Annotated in this window: 14 protein-coding genes and 1 tRNA gene; 8 read left to right on the top strand and 7 right to left on the bottom strand. The window is 74.9% G+C overall.

Translation table 11 applies throughout. The features are described from left to right. The 4 genes from mnmA to J1M39_RS05840 are packed head-to-tail and all read right to left on the bottom strand — an operon-like array spanning position 1 to position 4467. Complete coding sequence (gene mnmA / locus J1M39_RS05855) at positions 1 to 1137, bottom strand: tRNA 2-thiouridine(34) synthase MnmA (protein ID WP_036315990.1); 1137 nt, start codon at positions 1135 to 1137, stop codon at positions 1 to 3. Then, positions 1134 to 2390 (bottom strand): aminotransferase class V-fold PLP-dependent enzyme, encoded by a 1257-nt coding sequence (locus tag J1M39_RS05850; protein WP_206496566.1) that lies wholly within the window; start codon positions 2388 to 2390, stop codon positions 1134 to 1136. Before J1M39_RS05850 ends, mnmA begins: the two co-directional genes overlap by 4 nt. Positions 2391 to 2426: 36 nt before the next feature. Continuing rightward, entirely contained in the window at positions 2427 to 3116 is a 690-nt protein-coding gene (locus J1M39_RS05845; RefSeq protein ID WP_036315984.1) for a potassium channel family protein, read from the bottom strand. Further along, positions 3109 to 4467: a TrkH family potassium uptake protein gene (locus tag J1M39_RS05840; protein WP_162833775.1), complete on the bottom strand. Its 1359-nt coding sequence runs from the start codon at positions 4465 to 4467 to the stop codon at positions 3109 to 3111. Before J1M39_RS05840 ends, J1M39_RS05845 begins: the two co-directional genes overlap by 8 nt. Before the next feature lie 65 nt (positions 4468 to 4532). Between J1M39_RS05840 and folP the strand changes: the two genes are divergently transcribed. Genes folP through J1M39_RS05815 form a run of 5 tightly spaced genes read left to right on the top strand, consistent with a single transcriptional unit; the run spans position 4533 to position 9293 of the window. Then, positions 4533 to 5525 (top strand): dihydropteroate synthase, encoded by a 993-nt coding sequence (gene folP, locus J1M39_RS05835; RefSeq protein ID WP_036315981.1) that lies wholly within the window; start codon positions 4533 to 4535, stop codon positions 5523 to 5525. Further along, positions 5522 to 6313, top strand: coding sequence for a pyrimidine reductase family protein (locus tag J1M39_RS05830; protein ID WP_206496565.1), 792 nt, complete (start codon positions 5522 to 5524; stop codon positions 6311 to 6313). The genes folP and J1M39_RS05830 overlap by 4 nt, the downstream gene beginning before the upstream one ends. Further along, positions 6310 to 7263 (top strand): DnaJ domain-containing protein, encoded by a 954-nt coding sequence (locus J1M39_RS05825; RefSeq protein WP_206496564.1) that lies wholly within the window; start codon positions 6310 to 6312, stop codon positions 7261 to 7263. The genes J1M39_RS05830 and J1M39_RS05825 overlap by 4 nt, the downstream gene beginning before the upstream one ends. Positions 7264 to 7303: 40 nt before the next feature. Continuing rightward, positions 7304 to 7855 (top strand): TrmH family RNA methyltransferase, encoded by a 552-nt coding sequence (locus J1M39_RS05820; protein WP_206496563.1) that lies wholly within the window; start codon positions 7304 to 7306, stop codon positions 7853 to 7855. A 7-nt stretch (positions 7856 to 7862) separates the two neighbouring features. Beyond that, positions 7863 to 9293 carry an anti-sigma factor gene (locus J1M39_RS05815; RefSeq protein WP_206496562.1) on the top strand — a complete coding sequence of 477 codons (1431 nt, stop codon included), beginning with the start codon at positions 7863 to 7865 and terminating at the stop codon, positions 9291 to 9293. Between the two features lie 62 nt (positions 9294 to 9355). Here the strand turns inward: J1M39_RS05815 and J1M39_RS05810 are convergent, their stop codons facing one another. Both J1M39_RS05810 and J1M39_RS05805 read right to left on the bottom strand, forming a co-directional pair. Beyond that, positions 9356 to 10135, bottom strand: coding sequence for a PIG-L deacetylase family protein (locus tag J1M39_RS05810; RefSeq protein ID WP_069941446.1), 780 nt, complete (start codon positions 10133 to 10135; stop codon positions 9356 to 9358). Continuing rightward, complete coding sequence (locus J1M39_RS05805) at positions 10132 to 11412, bottom strand: S1C family serine protease (RefSeq protein WP_247298619.1); 1281 nt, start codon at positions 11410 to 11412, stop codon at positions 10132 to 10134. The genes J1M39_RS05810 and J1M39_RS05805 overlap by 4 nt, the downstream gene beginning before the upstream one ends. Positions 11413 to 11666: 254 nt before the next feature. On the opposite strand from J1M39_RS05805, the gene J1M39_RS12435 reads away from it, so the two are divergent. The 3 genes from J1M39_RS12435 to J1M39_RS05790 all read left to right on the top strand — a co-directional run bounded on the left by J1M39_RS12435 (position 11667) and on the right by J1M39_RS05790 (position 16314). Beyond that, the gene (locus tag J1M39_RS12435) at positions 11667 to 13799 is read left to right on the top strand and encodes a TPM domain-containing protein (protein WP_206496561.1); all 2133 of its coding nucleotides are present in this window, start codon (positions 11667 to 11669) and stop codon (positions 13797 to 13799) included. A gap of 116 nt (positions 13800 to 13915) precedes the next feature. Then, positions 13916 to 14734, top strand: coding sequence for a PspA/IM30 family protein (locus J1M39_RS05795; RefSeq protein ID WP_206496560.1), 819 nt, complete (start codon positions 13916 to 13918; stop codon positions 14732 to 14734). A gap of 179 nt (positions 14735 to 14913) precedes the next feature. Then, positions 14914 to 16314 carry a sodium/glutamate symporter gene (locus tag J1M39_RS05790; protein ID WP_036341163.1) on the top strand — a complete coding sequence of 467 codons (1401 nt, stop codon included), beginning with the start codon at positions 14914 to 14916 and terminating at the stop codon, positions 16312 to 16314. Between the two features lie 133 nt (positions 16315 to 16447). On the opposite strand, the gene J1M39_RS05785 is transcribed toward J1M39_RS05790, so the two are convergent. Continuing rightward, positions 16448 to 16521, bottom strand: a tRNA-Met gene (locus tag J1M39_RS05785). Between the last annotated feature and the right edge of the window lie 130 nt (positions 16522 to 16651).

The following is a 16651-nucleotide window of genomic DNA, read 5'->3' as shown; positions in this document are numbered from 1 at the left end:
CTACGCATCCGCGGGGGCGGACAGCCGGGCATTGCGGGCGGTGTCGATGGTGGCCTGGCCGAGCACGCGGGTGCCCCGGTACAGGACGGCCGTCTGACCGGGGGCCACCCCGCGCAGGGGGCGCGCCGGCTCGATCTCCCACCCCGGGTGCCCCGCCGCGTCCGCGCGCTGGCGGGCGCGGGCCTCGACGATCTCGCCGTGGGCCCGGAACTGCAGCGCGCAGTCGAACCAGGCGCCCGTGCGGGCTTCGGGCACCGGGGCGCCGGCCCAGGACGGGCGGATGCCGGTGATGCGGTCGACGTCGAGCAGCTCGCGCCCGCCGACGACCACGGTGTTCTCCTTCGGCCGCACCTCGAGCACGAACCGGGGCTTGCCGTCGGGCGCGGGACGGCCGATGGCCAGGCCCTTGCGCTGGCCGACCGTGAACGCCTGGGCGCCCGCGTGGGTGCCGAGCTCCTGCCCCTCCGGGTCCACGATGGGGCCGGGGGCGAGGTCGATGCGCTCGGCGAGCCAGCCGCGGGTGTCGCCGTCCGGGATGAAGCAGATGTCGTGGGAGTCCGGCTTCGCCGCCACGGACAGGCCGCGCTCGGCCGCCTCGGCGCGCACGAGCTCCTTGGACGGCGTGTCCGCGAGCGGGAAGAGGCAGTGGGCGAGCTGATCCGCGGTGAGCACGCCGAGCACGTAGGACTGGTCCTTCGCGTCGTCCGCGGCGCGGTGCAGCTCCAGCGAGCCGTCCGGACCGGGCCGCACGGCGGCGTAGTGGCCGGTGCAGACGGCGTCGAAGCCCAGCTCGAGGGCGCGCTCGAGCAGCGCCGCGAACTTGATGCGCTCGTTGCAGCGCATGCACGGGTTGGGCGTGCGGCCGGCCTCGTACTCGGCCACGAAGTCGTCCACGACGTCCTCCGCGAACCGCTCGGAGAAGTCCCACGTGTAGAAGGGGATGCCGAGCCGCTCGCACGCGCGCCACGCGTCCGAGGCGTCCTCGATGGTGCAGCAGCCACGCGAGCCGGTGCGCAGGGTGCCGGGCATGCGGGACAGGGCCAGGTGGACGCCGACGACGTCGTGCCCGGCGTCCACGGCACGCGCCGCGGCGACGGCGGAGTCGACTCCCCCGGACATGGCAGCCAGGACCTTCACGGGCGGACTCCTCTCTCGACGACGGACGCTGCTGGGGCCGGGCGTCTAGACTGGACCGCCCGCCCCAGCAGCGTCCGCAGCGCGTCGATGAGCGCGGCCGCCTCGGCCGGCGTCGTCGTCCGGCCGAGGGCGAACCGCTGGGTGGCCCGTGCGTCGGCCTCCGTCCGCCCCGGCAGGGCCGCGACCACGTGCGACGGCTCGGCCACCCCGGCGGTGCACGCCGACCCGGACGAGGTGTCCAGTCCGGCCATGTCGAAGGAGAACAGCAGCGCGTCCGCCGTCCGGCCCGGCACGGTGATGTGGACGTTGCCGGGCAGTCGGCGCGTCCCCGGCGGCAGCGGCTCCCCCGTCGCCGGGTCGAGGTCCCGCGGCCCGGTCAGGCGCACCCCGTCCAGGGCGTCGACGGCGGCGATCACCTCGTCCCGCAGCCCGCCCAGGCGGGCGGCCTCGGCGGGCTGCTCCGCGACGGCCTCCGCCACGGCGGCCGCCAGCGCGGCGGCCAGCGCCACCGACACCGTGCCCGAGCGCAGGCGGCGTTCCTGACCGCCGCCGTGCACCACGGCCTCCAGGGTGACGTCCCGGCGCACGAACAGGGCGCCGACACCCACGGGGGCACCGACCTTGTGCCCCGAGACGGCCAGGGTCGCGGCCCCGGACGCGGCGAAGTCCACGGGCACCGCCCCGAGGGCCTGGACGGCGTCGGTGTGCAACGGGATCCCGTGGTCGGCCGCGAGCCGGGCGGCCTCCGCGACGGGCTGGACCGTGCCGATCTCGTTGTTGGCCCACATCAGCGTGGCCAGGGCGGTCCGCTCGGGCGCGGCCGCCAGCGCGGCCCCCCATGCGGCGAGGTCGACCCGCCCGTCGTCGTCGACCGGGACGAGCACCGGCTCGGCACCCTCGTGCGCGGCGAGCCAGTCCACCACGTCGAGGACCGCGTGGTGCTCGATGCCGGTCAGCACGATCCGGGTGCGCTCCGGCGCGACCGCGCGGCGGGCCCGGTACAGCCCCTGGACGGCGAGGTTGTCCGCCTCGGTGCCCCCGGACGTGAGGATCACCTCGGGGGGGTGCGCCCCGAGCGCCGCGGCGATGCGCTCCCGCGCCTCCTCGAGGTGCAGCTTGGCCCGGCGGCCGGAGGCGTGGAGGGAGGCCGGGTTGCCCGGCAGCGCGGCCGCCTCGGCCAGGGCCGCGAGCGCGGTGGGGCGCACCGTCGTGGTGGCGGCGTGGTCCAGGTGCACGCGGTCCGGGGTGGTCACCCGGCCAGTCTAGGAGCCGCGCCGGATGTGCCCGGATCAGTCCCGGGCGAGGAACCGCTCGACGTCGCGGGTCGGGCCCACCAGGAGGATCGTGTCCTCGGGCTCGAGGACGTAGTGACTCGGCGGGTAGAGCCACGTGCCGCGGCTGCGGACCGCGACCACGCGCATGCCCCGCTCCCCCGCGAGCCCGGTGGCTCGCAGGTCCCTGCCCAGCAGGCGCGACGGCGGCGTGGCCCGGACCATGGCCAGGCCCGGCTCGACCTCGACGAAGTCCTGGAAGGACGTGCTGACCAGGTGCGCCACGCGGCGGCCCATGTCCCGCTCCGGGTGGACCACGTGCTCCACGCCGAGCTGACGCAGGATCTCGCCGTGGCGGTCGTCATTGGCCTTGGCCCAGAGCTGGTGCGTCCCGAACCGCCGCATCAGCGAGACGGTGAGGATCGAGTCCGCGAGGTCGCCGCCGATGGCGACGACGACGTGGTCCATCTCGTGGACCGAGAGCTGGCGCATCGCCTCCTCGTCCGTGCTGTCCGCGCGGACGACGTGGGTCAGCCGGCCGTTGAGCGCCTGGACGGCCTCGGCATCGGCGTCGACCCCCAGCACGTGGCAGTCGGACTCCATGAGCTCGCGGGCGACCCCTGAGCCGAACCGGCCGAGCCCGAGGACGGCCACGGTGGGGCGGTCGCCCCGGCGGGGGGCGAACAGGGAACGGGTGAGATCAGCCAATGAGGGGTCTCTCCTTCGGGTACTCGAAGTGGCGGGTGCGGTCGGTCAGGGCCAGGCTGCCGGCGACGGTGGCGGGGCCGATGCGGCCGACGAACATGAGGAGCATCAGGATGCCCTGCGCGGCCGGCGGCAGCTGGGCGGTGATGCCGGTGGACAGGCCCACCGTGCTGAACGCGGACACGCACTCGAACAGGATCTGGTCGGTCGTGAACGAGGACAGGCCCATGAGCGCCATCGTGGCGACGGCGATCGCGGTCGCGGAGAGCATGATCACGGTGATCGCCTCGCGGTGCGTGGTCCGGGAGAGCCGGCGGCCGAACGCATGGACGGCGCCCTCCCCCCGGATCTCCGCGAGCACGATGAACAGCAGGACGCTCGCCGTCGTGATCTTCACGCCCGAGGCGGTGCCGGCGGGGCCGCCGCCGATGAACATGAGCACGTCGGTGGCGAAGAGCGTCACGGGGTGCATCTGCCCGTAGTCCAGGGTGTTGAAGCCGGCGGTGCGGGTCGTGACGGACTGGAAGAACGCCGCGAGCACGCGCGAGGCCGGGTCCAGACCGCCCAGGGTCCGCGGGTTGGACCACTCGAGGACGAGGTACATGAGCGTGCCGCCCACCAGCAGCACCGCGGTGCCCACGAGCACGAGCCGGACCGTGAGGTTCCACCGCTCGGGTCGGCGCAGGTCTCGCCGCAGGGTCAGCACGACCGGCAGGCCCAGGCCGCCCAAGATGATCGCCGCCGCGATCGGCAGGCAGATGAACGGGTCCGAGACGAAGCCCATGAGGTTGTCGCTGAACAGCGCGAACCCGGCGTTGTTGAATGCGGAGACCGCGTGGAAGACCCCCTGCCACAGTGCCTGGCCCGGGGACATTCCCGCGCCCAGCCAGAAGCGCAGGCTCAGCAGCAGCGCCACCGAGGCCTCGACGGCCGTGGAGTACAGGATCAGGGCCCGCAGCACCCGGGGCAGGTCCCCGATCCCCTCGGCCCGGGTGGAGGCCGCGGCGTCGAGGCGCTGGGTGAGGCCGAGCCGCCGGAGGATCACCAGCCCCAGCAGCGACGTGAACGTCATGACGCCCAGGCCACCGAGCTTGATGAGCGTGAGGATCACGAGCTGACCCAGGGGTGTCCAGAACGTCTGGGTGTCCACGACGCCGAGGCCCGTCACCGTGGTGGCGCTGGTCGCCGTGAACGCGGCCTCCAGCGGGGTGGGCGCGCGGCCCTGATACGAGGCGGGCAGCAGCAGTGCGCCGGTGCCCGTCACGATGGCGACGAGGAAGGACCCGACCACGAGCTGGGTCGGACGGATGCGGGGCCGGCGCGGGCCGACCCGCGGCGACGAGGTAAATGTCACGGGAGGGAAACATAGTCCTTCCGGGGCGCACTGTCACCGTGCGGCGCCGGTGGTTGAATGGCCGGGTGCCGACCCCCTCCGTCCCGCTCGTCCACCCGGTGCACCGGTTCGCCCACCACGAGATCGACTTCCGCCGCCGGATCGTCACGATGGCCGTGGTCAACCGCACCCCGGACTCCTTCTACGACGACGGCGCCGGCGCCGTCCTGGAGGACGCCCTCGCCCAGGCCCACGCCGCGGCGGACGCCGGAGCCGAGTGGGTCGACGTCGGCGGCGTGCCGTTCGCGCCCGGGGCGGAGCTCGACCCGACCGAGGAGGCGGCGCGGGTGGTCCCCCTGATCGCGGCCCTGCGGAGCGGGGACGGGGCCGGGTCGTCCGAGGCATCGCGCCGGCTGATCCTCTCGGCGGACACGTTCCAGCCGGCCGTGGCCGAGGCGGCCCTGGCGGCGGGGGCGGACGTCGTCAACGACACCACGGGACTGTTCCACGCGGACCTGGGCCGGGTGGTGGCCGCCGCGGGCGCGCACCTCGTGGTCACCCACTCCCTCGCCCACGTGCGCGGACCCCGGGCCGTGGTCCCCCGGCCGACCTACGGCGACGTCGTCAGGGAGGTCCGCGACCACCTGCGGCGCACCGTCGACCGGGCCGTGGCGCTCGGCGTCCCCGAGGAGAGGATCATCGTGGACCCCGGCCACGATCTGAACAAGAACACCCGGCACACCCTCGAGATCACGCGGCGGCTGGACGAAATCGCCACCCTGGGGCTGCCCGTGCTGGCCGCGGTCTCGAACAAGGACTTCATCGGCGAGAGCCTGGACCGGCACCGGCACGAGCGCCTGCCCGGCTCGCTGGCCGCGGCCGCGGCCTGCGTGTACGGCGGCGCCCGGATCCTGCGCATGCACGACGCCGACGCCTCCGTCTCGGCGGCCCGCATGCTCGAGTGCGTGTTCGGGTGGCGTCAGCCGGCGCGCCTGGTCCACAACATGGGCGCGGAGAACCCGCCGCCGGACCGCAGCACCCTGGCCGGACACCGCGCCCACCGCGGGGGGCGGGCATGAGACGGCTGACCGAGACCGGCCCCGGCCTGGACGACGACGCCCTCCGCACCGCCCTCGCGGCCCCGGCGGCTGAGGACACCGGCCCCGGACCCTGGGTCCGCGTCGTGTTCATCGCCTCCGCCGACGGCGCGGCCACCCTGGACGGCCGTGCCGGTGGGCTCGGCTCCCCCGCGGACCAGCGGCTGCTCTCGCTCTCCCGGCACGACGCCGACGTCGTGCTCGTGGGGGCCGGGACCATCCGGGCCGAGGGCTACGAGGGAGCGCTGCTGTCCGATGAGGACCGGCGTCGACGCGCGGAGGCCGGCGGGCCCGCAGACCCGCCCGTGGCCGTGGTCAGCGGCAGCCTGGACCTGGACCCGGAGTCCGCGTTCTTCACGGCCGCCCCGGTGCGCCCCTGGGTCCTCACGTCCCGGGCCGGCCTCGCGGCCGAGCCGGAGCAGGCGGCGGCGCTGGCCGCGCACGCGGACGTGCTGGCGGTCGGCGAGGAGCACGTGGACCCCCAGACCGTGGTGGCGACCCTGCACGCGCGCGGCGCCCGCGTCGTCCACTGCGAGGGCGGACCGCGCCTGTTCGGCAGCCTCGCGGCGGGCGGCCTCGTGGACGAGGTGCACCTCACCGTGGCGCCGCTGCTGGCCGGACCCGCCGCCGGCCGCGTCCTGACCGGTGAGGACGGCCCCGGCCTCCCCGCCCGGCTGCAGCTGGTCCAGGTGCTCCACGACGACGGCATGCTGTTCCTGCGCCTGCACCACGAGCGGCATGCCTCCCCCGGCCCGGACCCCACGCCGTGAGCGCGGCCGAGGAGCACCGCACCGCCTACGAGGTCCTCGGCGTGCCCCGCGACGCGACCGCCGAGGAGGTCCGGCGGGCCTACCGCCGCGCGGCCCGAGCCGCGCACCCCGACGTGGGCGGCGACCCCGCCGCCTTCCGGGCCGTGACGCGGGCGTGGGACCTGCTCGGCGACGCCGAGGCCCGGCGCCGGTACGACCTCTCGCTGCCCGGCCCGGACGCCGGTGTCCGCGGCCCCCGCTCGACGGCCGGATCAGGGAGGGCGAGACCGTCGGGACGGTCCGGACCCGGCGGACGTGCCGCCCGCCCCGTGCGCTACGAGCCCCCGCCCGGCGAGGCGGAGGCGGACCCGACCGTGCTGGACCTGCCGCGATCGAGCCAACGCGTCCACGGGGCGCCGCGGCCGCGCGGGATCCTGCCGGACGAGCACCGGGTGCGGCGGCAGGCCCGCACCCTCGACGTGCTGCTGCGCCACGTGGCGGACGCGCTGCCGGCCGCCCGGATCCTGACCGGGCTGCGGCTGGGCGGGCGCTGGGGACGGCACCTCGACGTGGACCACGCGGTGCTGTGCGGCCACCGCCTGGCGCTGATCGGCTCCGTCATGGTCCCGGAGGGGACCTACACCTGGGACGGGGCGGACCTGCGTTCCCGGGCCCGTCCCGTGGCCCCGCCGCTGCTCGGCCCCGCGATGATGGCGTGGCAGCAGGCCCTGCCCCAGGTCACCGTCGGCGGCTTCGTGCACGTGATGACGGACCGCGACGCGCGGCACGCGCCCGTGATCCGGCACGCGCGGGGCGCGAACGCCCCGGGGACGCAGGCCGACCTGCTCACCGCCCCGCCCGCACCCGGGCTCGCCTTCGCCCGCGAGGTGGCCCTCTTCCTGGGCACCGGCCCGGACCCGGACCTCGTGGACCGCCGCGCGCTCGGCGCGCTGGTCGCCCGGCTCCACTGAGGCAGACCCCCGCCCGGCGACGCCGCACTAGGCTGGGCGCGTGCCCGACTCGCCTCGCCCGAACCCGCACGAGGGCGCCGACCGCGCCCCGGCGCCCGGCACTCCCGGGTTCCGTATCCTGCTGCTCACCCCGGAGATCCCGGGCAACACCGGCAATGCGATCCGGCTCGCCGCCCTCACGGGGGCCGAGCTGCACCTCGTGGAGCCGCTCGGCTTCGGGTTCGAGGACGCGCACCTGCGCCGCGCGGGCCTGGACTACCACGACCTCGCGGTGGTGACGGTGCACCCGGACCTCGACGCGGCGCTCGCGGCCCTCGCCCCCGCCCGGGTGCTGGCCTTCACCGCGCGCGGGTCCGTGCGCCACGACCGGGTCGCCTACCGACCCGGAGACGTGCTGCTCTTCGGCCGCGAGTCCACCGGCCTGCCGGAGGAGGTGCTGGCCGACCCGCGGGTCACCGAAACCGTCTGCCTGCCCATGCAGCCGGCCCGTCGGTCCCTGAACCTGGCGAACGCCGTCTCCATCGCCGTGTACGAGGCCTGGCGCCAGTACGACTTCGCCGGGTCCGCTGCCCACCCCGATTCCCTAGACTGAGGCCACCATGCAGACTCCTGACGCGTCCGAGCCCCATGCCGACCGCCCCGACGACGCCGGCCAGCCCGCCCTGGACACCCTCCTGCGCCGCAGCGCCGAGGGCGACCGGGCGGCCTTCTCCGCGTTCTACGACGCCACGGTCCCGTGGGTGCACGGCCTGGCCGAGGCGATGTTCGGCCCCGGCGACGACGCCGCCGAGGCCACCGTCCGCACCTACCTGACCGCGTGGGAGGAGGCGTCCGAGGCCAGCCTCGACCTGAGCGAGCAGGACGACGCGACCCACCGCGAACGCCAGGTGTTCACGTGGCTCGAGGTCCTCGCCCACCGCGTGATGACCTCGCTGCGCCGCGCCGGCGGCTCCGCGGCGGAGCGTGGGCGTCGTCCCGGCCCGGCCGGCCCCGCCGCGCTGCCGGAGGACCTCGTGGACCGGGTGGACCCAGACGCGTTCGAGGCCGTGCGGCTGGCCTGGCTGGGCGGCTGCACGGACCGGGAGGTCACCGAGCAGCTCGGCCTGCCGGCCGACCGGGCCCGCACCCTGCTGCGCGACGGCGTCCGGCAGGTCGTCGCGGCCCGCCGCGACCTCACGCAGGACGCCGCCCGGCCGTCCGCGCCCGCCCCGGCCTCCGGCCCAGCCCTGGGCGCGGGCGTGCGCGAGGACGTCGACGCCGGCCGCACACTCGAGTTGGCCGACCTCGCGGCCGTGCACGCCCTCGACACGGCCGGGCACACCGCGGCGTTCTCCGCCGTGCAGCGGCGGGGCGGCGAGCTGGCCCGGTGGCGTTCCCGGGTGGACGGGGCGCGCCAGGCGGTGGCCTGGGCGTTCCGCTCCGTGACGGCCGAGCCGCCGTCGGCCCTGCTCGACGAGGTCCTGCGCCGCCTGCCCGCCCAGGACGTGGGCATGGACCTGATCGGCGACGAGTCGGCCCCCGCCGGCCCGCCGCGGGACCGCCTGCGCTGGCTCAAGGTGACGGCGCTGGTGCTGCTCGCGGCCCTCGTGCTCGGCGTCGGCGGGTGGACGGTGTGGAGTCAGTTCACGCGGCCGGGCATCGTGCACCGCATCGACCAGTCGAAGGACCTGTTCACGACCTCGGAGTATCCGGCCCAGGACGGCGGGACCGTCCAGGCGTTCCTGTCCCGGGAGCAGAACAGCGGCTACCTGATGATCAGCGGGATGCCCCAGCTGCCGGAGGGTCAGTCCTACCAGCTGTGGCTCTACCCCTCGGACGGCACGGCCCCGGCCTCGCTCGGCACGTTCGACGCCAACGGCTTCGGCGAGCCCGTGACCTTCCGGGGGCTGGACCGCTTCGCGGCGATGGGCATCTCCGTGGAGCCCAGCTCGGGCTCCGAGGTGCCGACGTCGGAGCCCATCGTCGGCGTGGACCTCGACCCCACCGCGCAGACCGGCCCGCGCTACGGCGGGCGGCCGAGCAACAACTGAGTCCCCGGAGCAGAAGGGCCGACGACGCGGCGCGTCGTCGGCCCTTCTGCTGTGGGGGCGGTTCAGAACCCGGCGATGGTGCGCGGACCGTTGACCGTGACCAGGTGGAACGCCTCGGCGTGGCCCTGCCCGGCGGCCGGGCCGGCGGCGTGCCGGTGATGTTCGGCCATCTGGGCGAGCACCTGCCGCCGCATCGCGTCGACGTCCGGGTGCTGGGAGAGGTGGGCGTCGAGGGCGCGCAGCTTCTGCTCCGCCAGGCCCGTGACGTCCACGACCGTGTTCCGCCGTGCGGCGGGGGCGGCGTACAGCAGCAGGTGCCGGATCTTGAACGCCTCCAGCCCCTCCGCCGCGAGCTCCGGGTACGCGTACGGGTTCTCGACCGCCGGGTACGCGGCGCGCACCACGGCCTCGCCGCAGGCGAGGTGGTCCGGGTGGGCGGCCTGCATCCGCTCCCAGTCCCGCTCGGGGTGGGTGCTGAGGACGACGTCCGGGCGGACGCGGCGCATCAGGGCCACGAGCTTGCGGCGCACGCCGTGGTCCGGCTCGAGGTGTCCGTCGCGCTCGCCGAGGAAGTGGACCTCGGCGGCGCCGACGACGGCGGCGGCCGCCCGCTGTTCGCCGTGGCGGCGGGCGGTCATCGCTTCGGGGCCCTCCGAGTCGAAGCCGCCGGCATCCCCGTCCGTCACGATGCACAGCTCGATGTGCAGCCCGGCCGCGCTGAAGCCGGCCAGGGTGGCGGCGGCCCCGAAGTCGAGGTCGTCCGGATGGGCGCCGACGGCCAAGACTCGGCGCCAGCCGTGGTGGGCGGCGAGCTCAGCGGGGGTGGTGAGTGTGGTGGTCACGATTGGGTGTCCTCCGTGAACGTCACCTCGGCCTTCTGCTCCGCGCCGTCGCGGAGGTAGGTGACGTCCACCGAGTCTCCCACGCGGTGCTCGCGGACGACGGCGGTGAGGGACTCGGAGTCGATCACCGCGCGGTCGCCGACGGCGGTGATCACGTCGCCCTCCTTCAGCCCGGCCGCCGCGGCCGCCGACCCTTCCACGACCTGCTGGACGCGGGCGCCGTCGCTGAACACGGTCCGGGCGTTCTCGCCGCCGCCCTTCACCTCGGCGGGCTCCGGGGTGACGCTCACGCCGAGCATGGCGTGCGTGGCCTTGCCGTGGTCGATCAGGTCCTGCGCGACCCGCTGGGAGTAGTCCACGGGGATGGCGAAGCCGACCCCGATGTTGCCCGCCGCGCTCGGGTCCTGGCCGGTCGAGGCGATCGCGACGTTCACGCCCACCAGGCGGCCCTCGGCGTCGACGAGCGCGCCTCCGGAGTTGCCGGGGTTGATGGCCGCGTCGGTCTGCAGCACGTTGATGTACACCTCGCCCTGGGTGCCCTGCGGGGTGCCCGGCAGCTGGAAGCGGTACTGGTCGGAGCCGGAGGACGAGCCGGAGCTCTCGCCCTGCGGCTCGGGCGCCTCGGAGGACGCCACCGCGATGGTCCGGTCCAGGGTGGAGATGATCCCGTCGGTCACGGTGTTCGGCAGGCCCAGGGGGGCGCCGATGGCGACGGCCTCGTCCCCGACCTTCAAGTCCCCGGACCGGCCGATCTGGATGGGGGTGAGGTCCGTGGCGTCGATCTTGATGACGGCCAGGTCGGACAGCGGGTCGGTGCCCACGACGGTGGCAGCGTAGACCTCCCCGTCCGAGGTGCGCACCGTCAGCTCGGCGTCGTTGGCCTGGCCGCCGAGGGTGACCACGTGCGTGTTCGTGAGGATGTGCCCCTCCGTGTCCAGGATCGAACCGGAACCGGAACCGGAGGCGGAGCTCGACGTCGCGGAGATGGTCACCACGGAGGGCAGCGCGGTCTTCGCGGCGTTCCCGACGGCGGTGTCCGCCACGGGCTGTCCCCCGGCCTCCGCCGAGGTGTCCGTCGCCTGCGAGGAGGAGGAGCTCGCGGCCTCGGACGCGGCCTCGCCGCCGTCCTCCGCGACCGCGCAACCGGAGAGCCCCACCATGAGCACGGCTGCGGCGAGCAGGCCCGCCCCGGCACGGGCGCGGGACTGGGGCCGGGGACGCGCGACGGTGCGGGCCGTCGGCACGGGGGGCTGGGTGGGGGCGGCGGTCTGGTCCACGGGGTCCTCGCTTCGGGTCGGGCCCCGGGCGGTCGACACAGACGCCCGTCGTCTTGCGGACGCGCGCCCCGGGGCACGTCCACGCTAGCGTGCAGGACTGAACGCCGCCTAGAGGCCGAACGTCCGCTCCTCCCACGGTCCCGGCCGCGCCGGATCCCTGGTGCCCGATTCCCACGCCGCCCTACACTCAACCCCAGGATCCGGCGGGTCCGCCCGGTGCGGCGGCTCGCCTCCGCCGTCGAAGGAGACCCCGCATGACCGTGCCCACCCGCCCCGCCGATGTCGGCCGTCTGGCGCGCGCCGTGACCGCCGCGGGTCTGGGAGGCCTGGGCCTCCTGGTGGCGGCACCCGCCTCGCACGCCGTGACGGTGCCGCCGGGCGTGTACGTGGTGGACGAGGCCGGGGTGCTCTCGACCTCCGATGAGCAGCGGCTGACCCAGGAGATCCAGGACCTGCGCCGGGACACCGGGCAGGGGCTGTACGTCGTCTACGTGGATGAGTTCAGCACGGACGCCCAGACGCTGGCCCAGGACGTGGCGCGCCAGCGCGGGCTCGGGACGAACGACTCGGTCCTGGCGATCGCGGTCGAGGACCGCGCCTATGGGCTGGACAGCGGCGGGGACGCGGACCTGCAGAACCAGGTGACGCGCACCTACGTGGGCCCGGAGCTGTCCAAGATCGGCACGGACCCCGGCTCGGCGGACTGGCTGGCGGTGGGCACCGCCGCGGTGCAGGGGCTCGACGACGCCGCCGACGGCACGCTCGACGGCACGGGGGCCAGCGGGGCCGAGTACGATCCGGCCGGCGCCCTGCCAGCCGGCACCACGGGCGGCGGGAGCACGGCCCAGGGCGCCTCCGACGGCGGTGGGGCCCTGACGGCGGTCCTCGGCGCGGGTGCGGTGGCCGCGGCCGTGGGCGGCGGCGTGCTCGTGGCCCGCAGCCGGAGGCGCACGCAGGGCGGCGAGGTCGAACGGGGCCGCACCGAGGAGGCCCGCCGCGACCCCCTCGATGAGCTCAGCGTGGAGCAGCTGCGCACCCAGGCCGGCTCGAAGCTCGTGGCCGCGGACGACGCCATCCGCTCCTCGGAGCAGGAGCTGGGCTTCGCCGAGGCGTCCTATGGGGAGAAGTCCGTGGCGACGTTCCGCGAGGACATCGACCAGGCCAAGGAGCACATGCGGGCCTCGTTCCAGCTCCAGCACCAGCTCGACGACGAGATCCCGGACACCGAGGCCGAGCAGCGCGCCTGGCTCAAGGAGATCATCCAGCGCAGCGAGGCCGTGGGTGCGTCCCTGGCGGCACACAAGAAGGAGTTCGACTCCCTGCGCGACCTCGAGAACCACGTGCCCGAGGCCCTCGAGCGCGTCGACGCCCGCCTGCCCGAGGCCCGCTCCCGGGTGCAGGACGCCGAGTCGGCGATCGCCTCGCTGCGCGGCCAGTACGCGGAGTCCGCCCTCGCCGAGGTCGCGGACAACGCGGCGCAGGCCCGGGAGCGGCTCGAGTTCGTGGAGACCGCCGTCGCGAAGTCGCGGAGCGCGTGGGACGCCCAGGACCGCTCCACGGCGGCGCTGGCCGTGCGTGCCGCCGAGGAGGCGCTCAGCCAGGTGGACACGCTCACGGAGGCGGTGGGCAAGGCCGAGGGGTCCCTGCGGGCCATGTTGAGCAACCTGCAGACGGGCCTCGCCCAGTCCGAGCAGGACGTGGCCGAGGCCGAGGCGCTCGTGGCCAACGGGTCGAACCCCGAGCTGGCCGGCCCGGTGGCGAGGATGAAGACCGCCCTGAACGCGGTGCGCCAGGCCCTCGCGGCCGGCCGCCCGGACCCCCTGCAGCTGCTCCACCAGCTCGAGGCCGCGCACCGCCAGCTCAACACCCCGCTGGCCGGCGTCCGCGACGCTCGCGAGCAGGCCCGCCAGGCCTCCCAGGTGCTCACCTCCACGATCGCCCAGGCACAGGCGCAGATCGACGGCACGGCCGACTTCATCGGCGCCCGGCGCGGTGCGGTGGGCTCGGAGGCCCGGACCCGGCTCGCGGAGGCCGACCACACGCTGCGTTCGGCGATCAGCCTCGGCCGCACCGACCCCGTGGCCGCCCTCCAGCAGGCGCAGCGCGCCTCCCAGCTGGCCGAGCGCGCGAGCGAGCTGGCCCGCGCGGACGTCGAGGGCTTCGGCTACGGCCCCGGCATGGGCGGCATGTACGGCGCACGCCCGCGCGCCGGAGTGGGCGGCAGCTTCGGCGGCGGCCTCGGCGGGGCACTGCTCGGCGGCATCCTGATGAACTCGATCCTGAACAGCGGCCACGGCGACAGCTGGGGCGGCGGCGGCTTCGGCGGGTTCGACGGCGGCGGCCTCGGCGGCGGCGACTTCGGCGACATCTCCGGCGGCGGCTTCTGACCGCCGCCCCATGAACTCCGGCGCCCCGGGCGCCGGCCCGGCCCGCACGCGCGGGACGGGGTGGACGCAGGCCGACGGTCTGCGCTGACGTGAAAGACCGACGAAAGGCAGACACCATGGTCAAGCAGTCCATCTTCGGCCGCATCAGCACGCTGGCGAAGGCCAACATCAACGCGATGCTGGACAAGGCCGAGGACCCCCAGAAGATGCTGGACCAGATGGTCCGCGACTACACGAACAACATCGCGGAGGCCGAGGCCGCCGTCGCCCAGACCATCGGCAACCTGCGGATGATCGAGGACGACTACCACGAGGACCAGGACGCGTCCCGCAGCTGGGGCCAGAAGGCGCTGGCCGCCTCCCAGAAGGCCGACGACTTCCGCGCCAAGGGCGACACCGCCTCGGCGGACAAGTTCGACAACCTCGCCAAGGTGGCCATCGAACGCCAGATGGACTTCGAGCGTCAGGCGAAGTCCGCGGAGCCGACCATCGCCTCGCAGCGCGAGATCGTCGAGCGCCTGAAGACCGGTCTGGACCAGATGAAGGTCAAGCGTCAGCAGCTGGTCGCCAAGCGTGACGAGCTGACCGCCCGCGCCAAGTCGGCCCACGCCCAGTCCGCGGTGGCCGACGCCGTGAAGTCGATCGACCTGCTGGACCCGACCTCCGAGGTCTCCCGCTTCGAGGAGAAGGTCCGTCGCGAGGAAGCCCGCGTGCGCGGCCAGCAGGAGATCGCCGCCTCCTCCCTCGACGCCCAGTTCGAGTCCCTCGAGGACCTCGGCGAGAAGACCGAGGTGGAGGCCCGCCTCGCAGCCCTCAAGGCCGGCGGCGCCAGCCAGGCCGCCCTCGCCTCGGGCGACGTCGACGCCGACGAGACCCTGACCCTCGACTACGCGGCCGAGGGGACCGCCGAGGAGACCGGCACCGCGCGCGGCTGACCCCGCCCCGCCCCACGGCCCGTCGCCCGGCCCACGCCGGCGCGGCGGGCCGTCCTCGTGCGCCCCGGCCCGGTGCTCCTCCCGGACGCGCCCCGGCCCCCGCGCTCCTTTGGTACTGTCCCGGGGTCCCTCGGCACGCTCCGTGGGACACCCCCGTCCCCGCACAGAGGAAGAACCCCATGCAAGAGCAGTTCACGGCCTGGTCCGTGCTGGTCGACGCCGGCCTCATCGGCGCGCTCCTGGCCGTGGGCACGCTGGCCCGTGCCGTCATCACGCCCCTCCAGACCCTGATGATCCCGGCCTCCGTCATCGCGGGCATCCTGGGCCTGGCCCTCGGCCCGAACGGCCTGGGCTGGCTGCCGTTCAGCTCCCAGCTGGGCACGTACGGCTCGATCCTGATCGTCATCGTGTTCGTGTGCATCGCGCTCACCGACGACTTCGACGTCCGCAAGATCGGCCGCCCCGTGGGCGCGTTCGCGTCCTACGGCGTGCTGATCTACTCCTCCCAGGTGGCCATCGGCGCCCTCGTCACGCTGGTCCTCCTGCAGCCGCTGTTCGACGCGCCCGACTCGTTCGCCGCCCTGCTGTTCGCCGGCTGGGCGGGAGGCTTCGGCTCCGCGGCCGCCGTGGGCCAGGCGTACGCGGCCAACGGTGATGCGACCGTCACCTCGCTGGCCTACACCTCGGCCACCGTCGGCATGATCGTCGGCGTGGTGGGTGGCATCATCCAGGCCAAGATCGGCGCGCAGCGCGGCCACGCGCGGGAGTTCGCGGGCCTGACCTCCATCCCGGAGGAGCTGCGCACCGGGGTGCTGAACCAGGTGGAGGAACGCCCGGTCATCGGCCGGCACACCTTCTCGGCGGCCTCGGTGGAGTCGCTGGCCTTCCAGGTCGGCGTGGTCGCGATGATCGCGGCGGCCGCGCACGGCGTGGTCTCCTGGATCACGGCCGTGTGGCCGAGCGTCGTGGGTGAGGACGGTCCCCAGCTGATCATCCCCGCGTTCGCGATCGCGTTCCTCCTCGGCCTGATCGCCCGCGTCCTGTTCCAGGCCACGAAGACGGCGAAGTTCCTCGACCCGGGCTCGCTGAACTCGGTGTCCGGCACCGCCACGGACATCCTCATCGTCTGCGGCATCGCCGCGATCGCCCCGACCGTGGTCGTGGACTACTGGCAGCCGCTGCTGCTCCTGTTCGTGATCGGCCTCGCGCTGGCCCTGTTCCTGGGGATCGTCGTGGCGCCGCGCGTCATGACCGACGCGTGGTTCGAGAAGCAGCTGTTCACGTGGGGCTGGGCCACCGGCGCCGTCGCCACGGGCGTGGCCATGCTGCGCATCGTGGACCCGAAGCTGAAGTCCGGGACCATGGAGCAGTTCGGCGTGGCCTACATCCCGGTGGTGCCCGTGGAGATCGCGGCCGTGTCCTTCGTGCCGCTGCTGCTCCTCGCGGGCCTGTCCTGGGCCGTCGTCGGCATCTGGGGCGCCATCGCGGTCATCGCGATCATCGCTGCCGTCTGGCTGCGCCGCACCGACCCGGGCCGCCGCACCCCGGCCCAGCAGGCGGTCCGGGCCTCGAGCCGCTGACGCTCCCGCTCCCCCGCGTTGATCGCCCGAGGGCGGTCGGCTCGCCCGCCGGCACCGTGCCGGCGGGCCGGGGCGACCGGGTCCGGACATGCGAGAAGGCCCCCAGCAGATGCTGGGAGCCTTCTCCTTCTCGTTGCGGGGGCAGGATTTGAACCTGCGACCTCCGGGTTATGAGCCCGGCGAGCTACCGAACTGCTCCACCCCGCGGCGACTCCTACAACTATACACACCTGTTCCGTCGAGTTCAAATCGGCGTCAGCACCCCGCCATCCGGCGGCCATGCGGCGGCCACCTGCCCCGAGACGACAGCGGCCCCGACCACGCGCGGTGCGTGGCC

The sequence above is a fragment of the Micrococcus sp. KRD077 genome (assembly GCF_017168505.1).
Lineage (GTDB): Bacteria > Actinomycetota > Actinomycetes > Actinomycetales > Micrococcaceae > Micrococcus > Micrococcus luteus.
Note: the sequence above shows the minus strand (reverse complement) of the source record. Positions and strands in the feature narration are given on the sequence as shown.

What these genes read in the sequence shown, in the direction of transcription:
- J1M39_RS05830 (WP_206496565.1), top strand. Translation starts at nt 5,522, where the DNA reads ATGAGACGGCTGACCGAGACCGGCCCCGGCCTGGACGACGACGCCCTC.
- J1M39_RS05815 (WP_206496562.1), top strand. Translation starts at nt 7,863, where the DNA reads ATGCAGACTCCTGACGCGTCCGAGCCCCATGCCGACCGCCCCGACGAC.
- J1M39_RS12435 (WP_206496561.1), top strand. Translation starts at nt 11,667, where the DNA reads ATGACCGTGCCCACCCGCCCCGCCGATGTCGGCCGTCTGGCGCGCGCC.
- J1M39_RS05795 (WP_206496560.1), top strand. Translation starts at nt 13,916, where the DNA reads ATGGTCAAGCAGTCCATCTTCGGCCGCATCAGCACGCTGGCGAAGGCC.
- J1M39_RS05790 (WP_036341163.1), top strand. Translation starts at nt 14,914, where the DNA reads ATGCAAGAGCAGTTCACGGCCTGGTCCGTGCTGGTCGACGCCGGCCTC.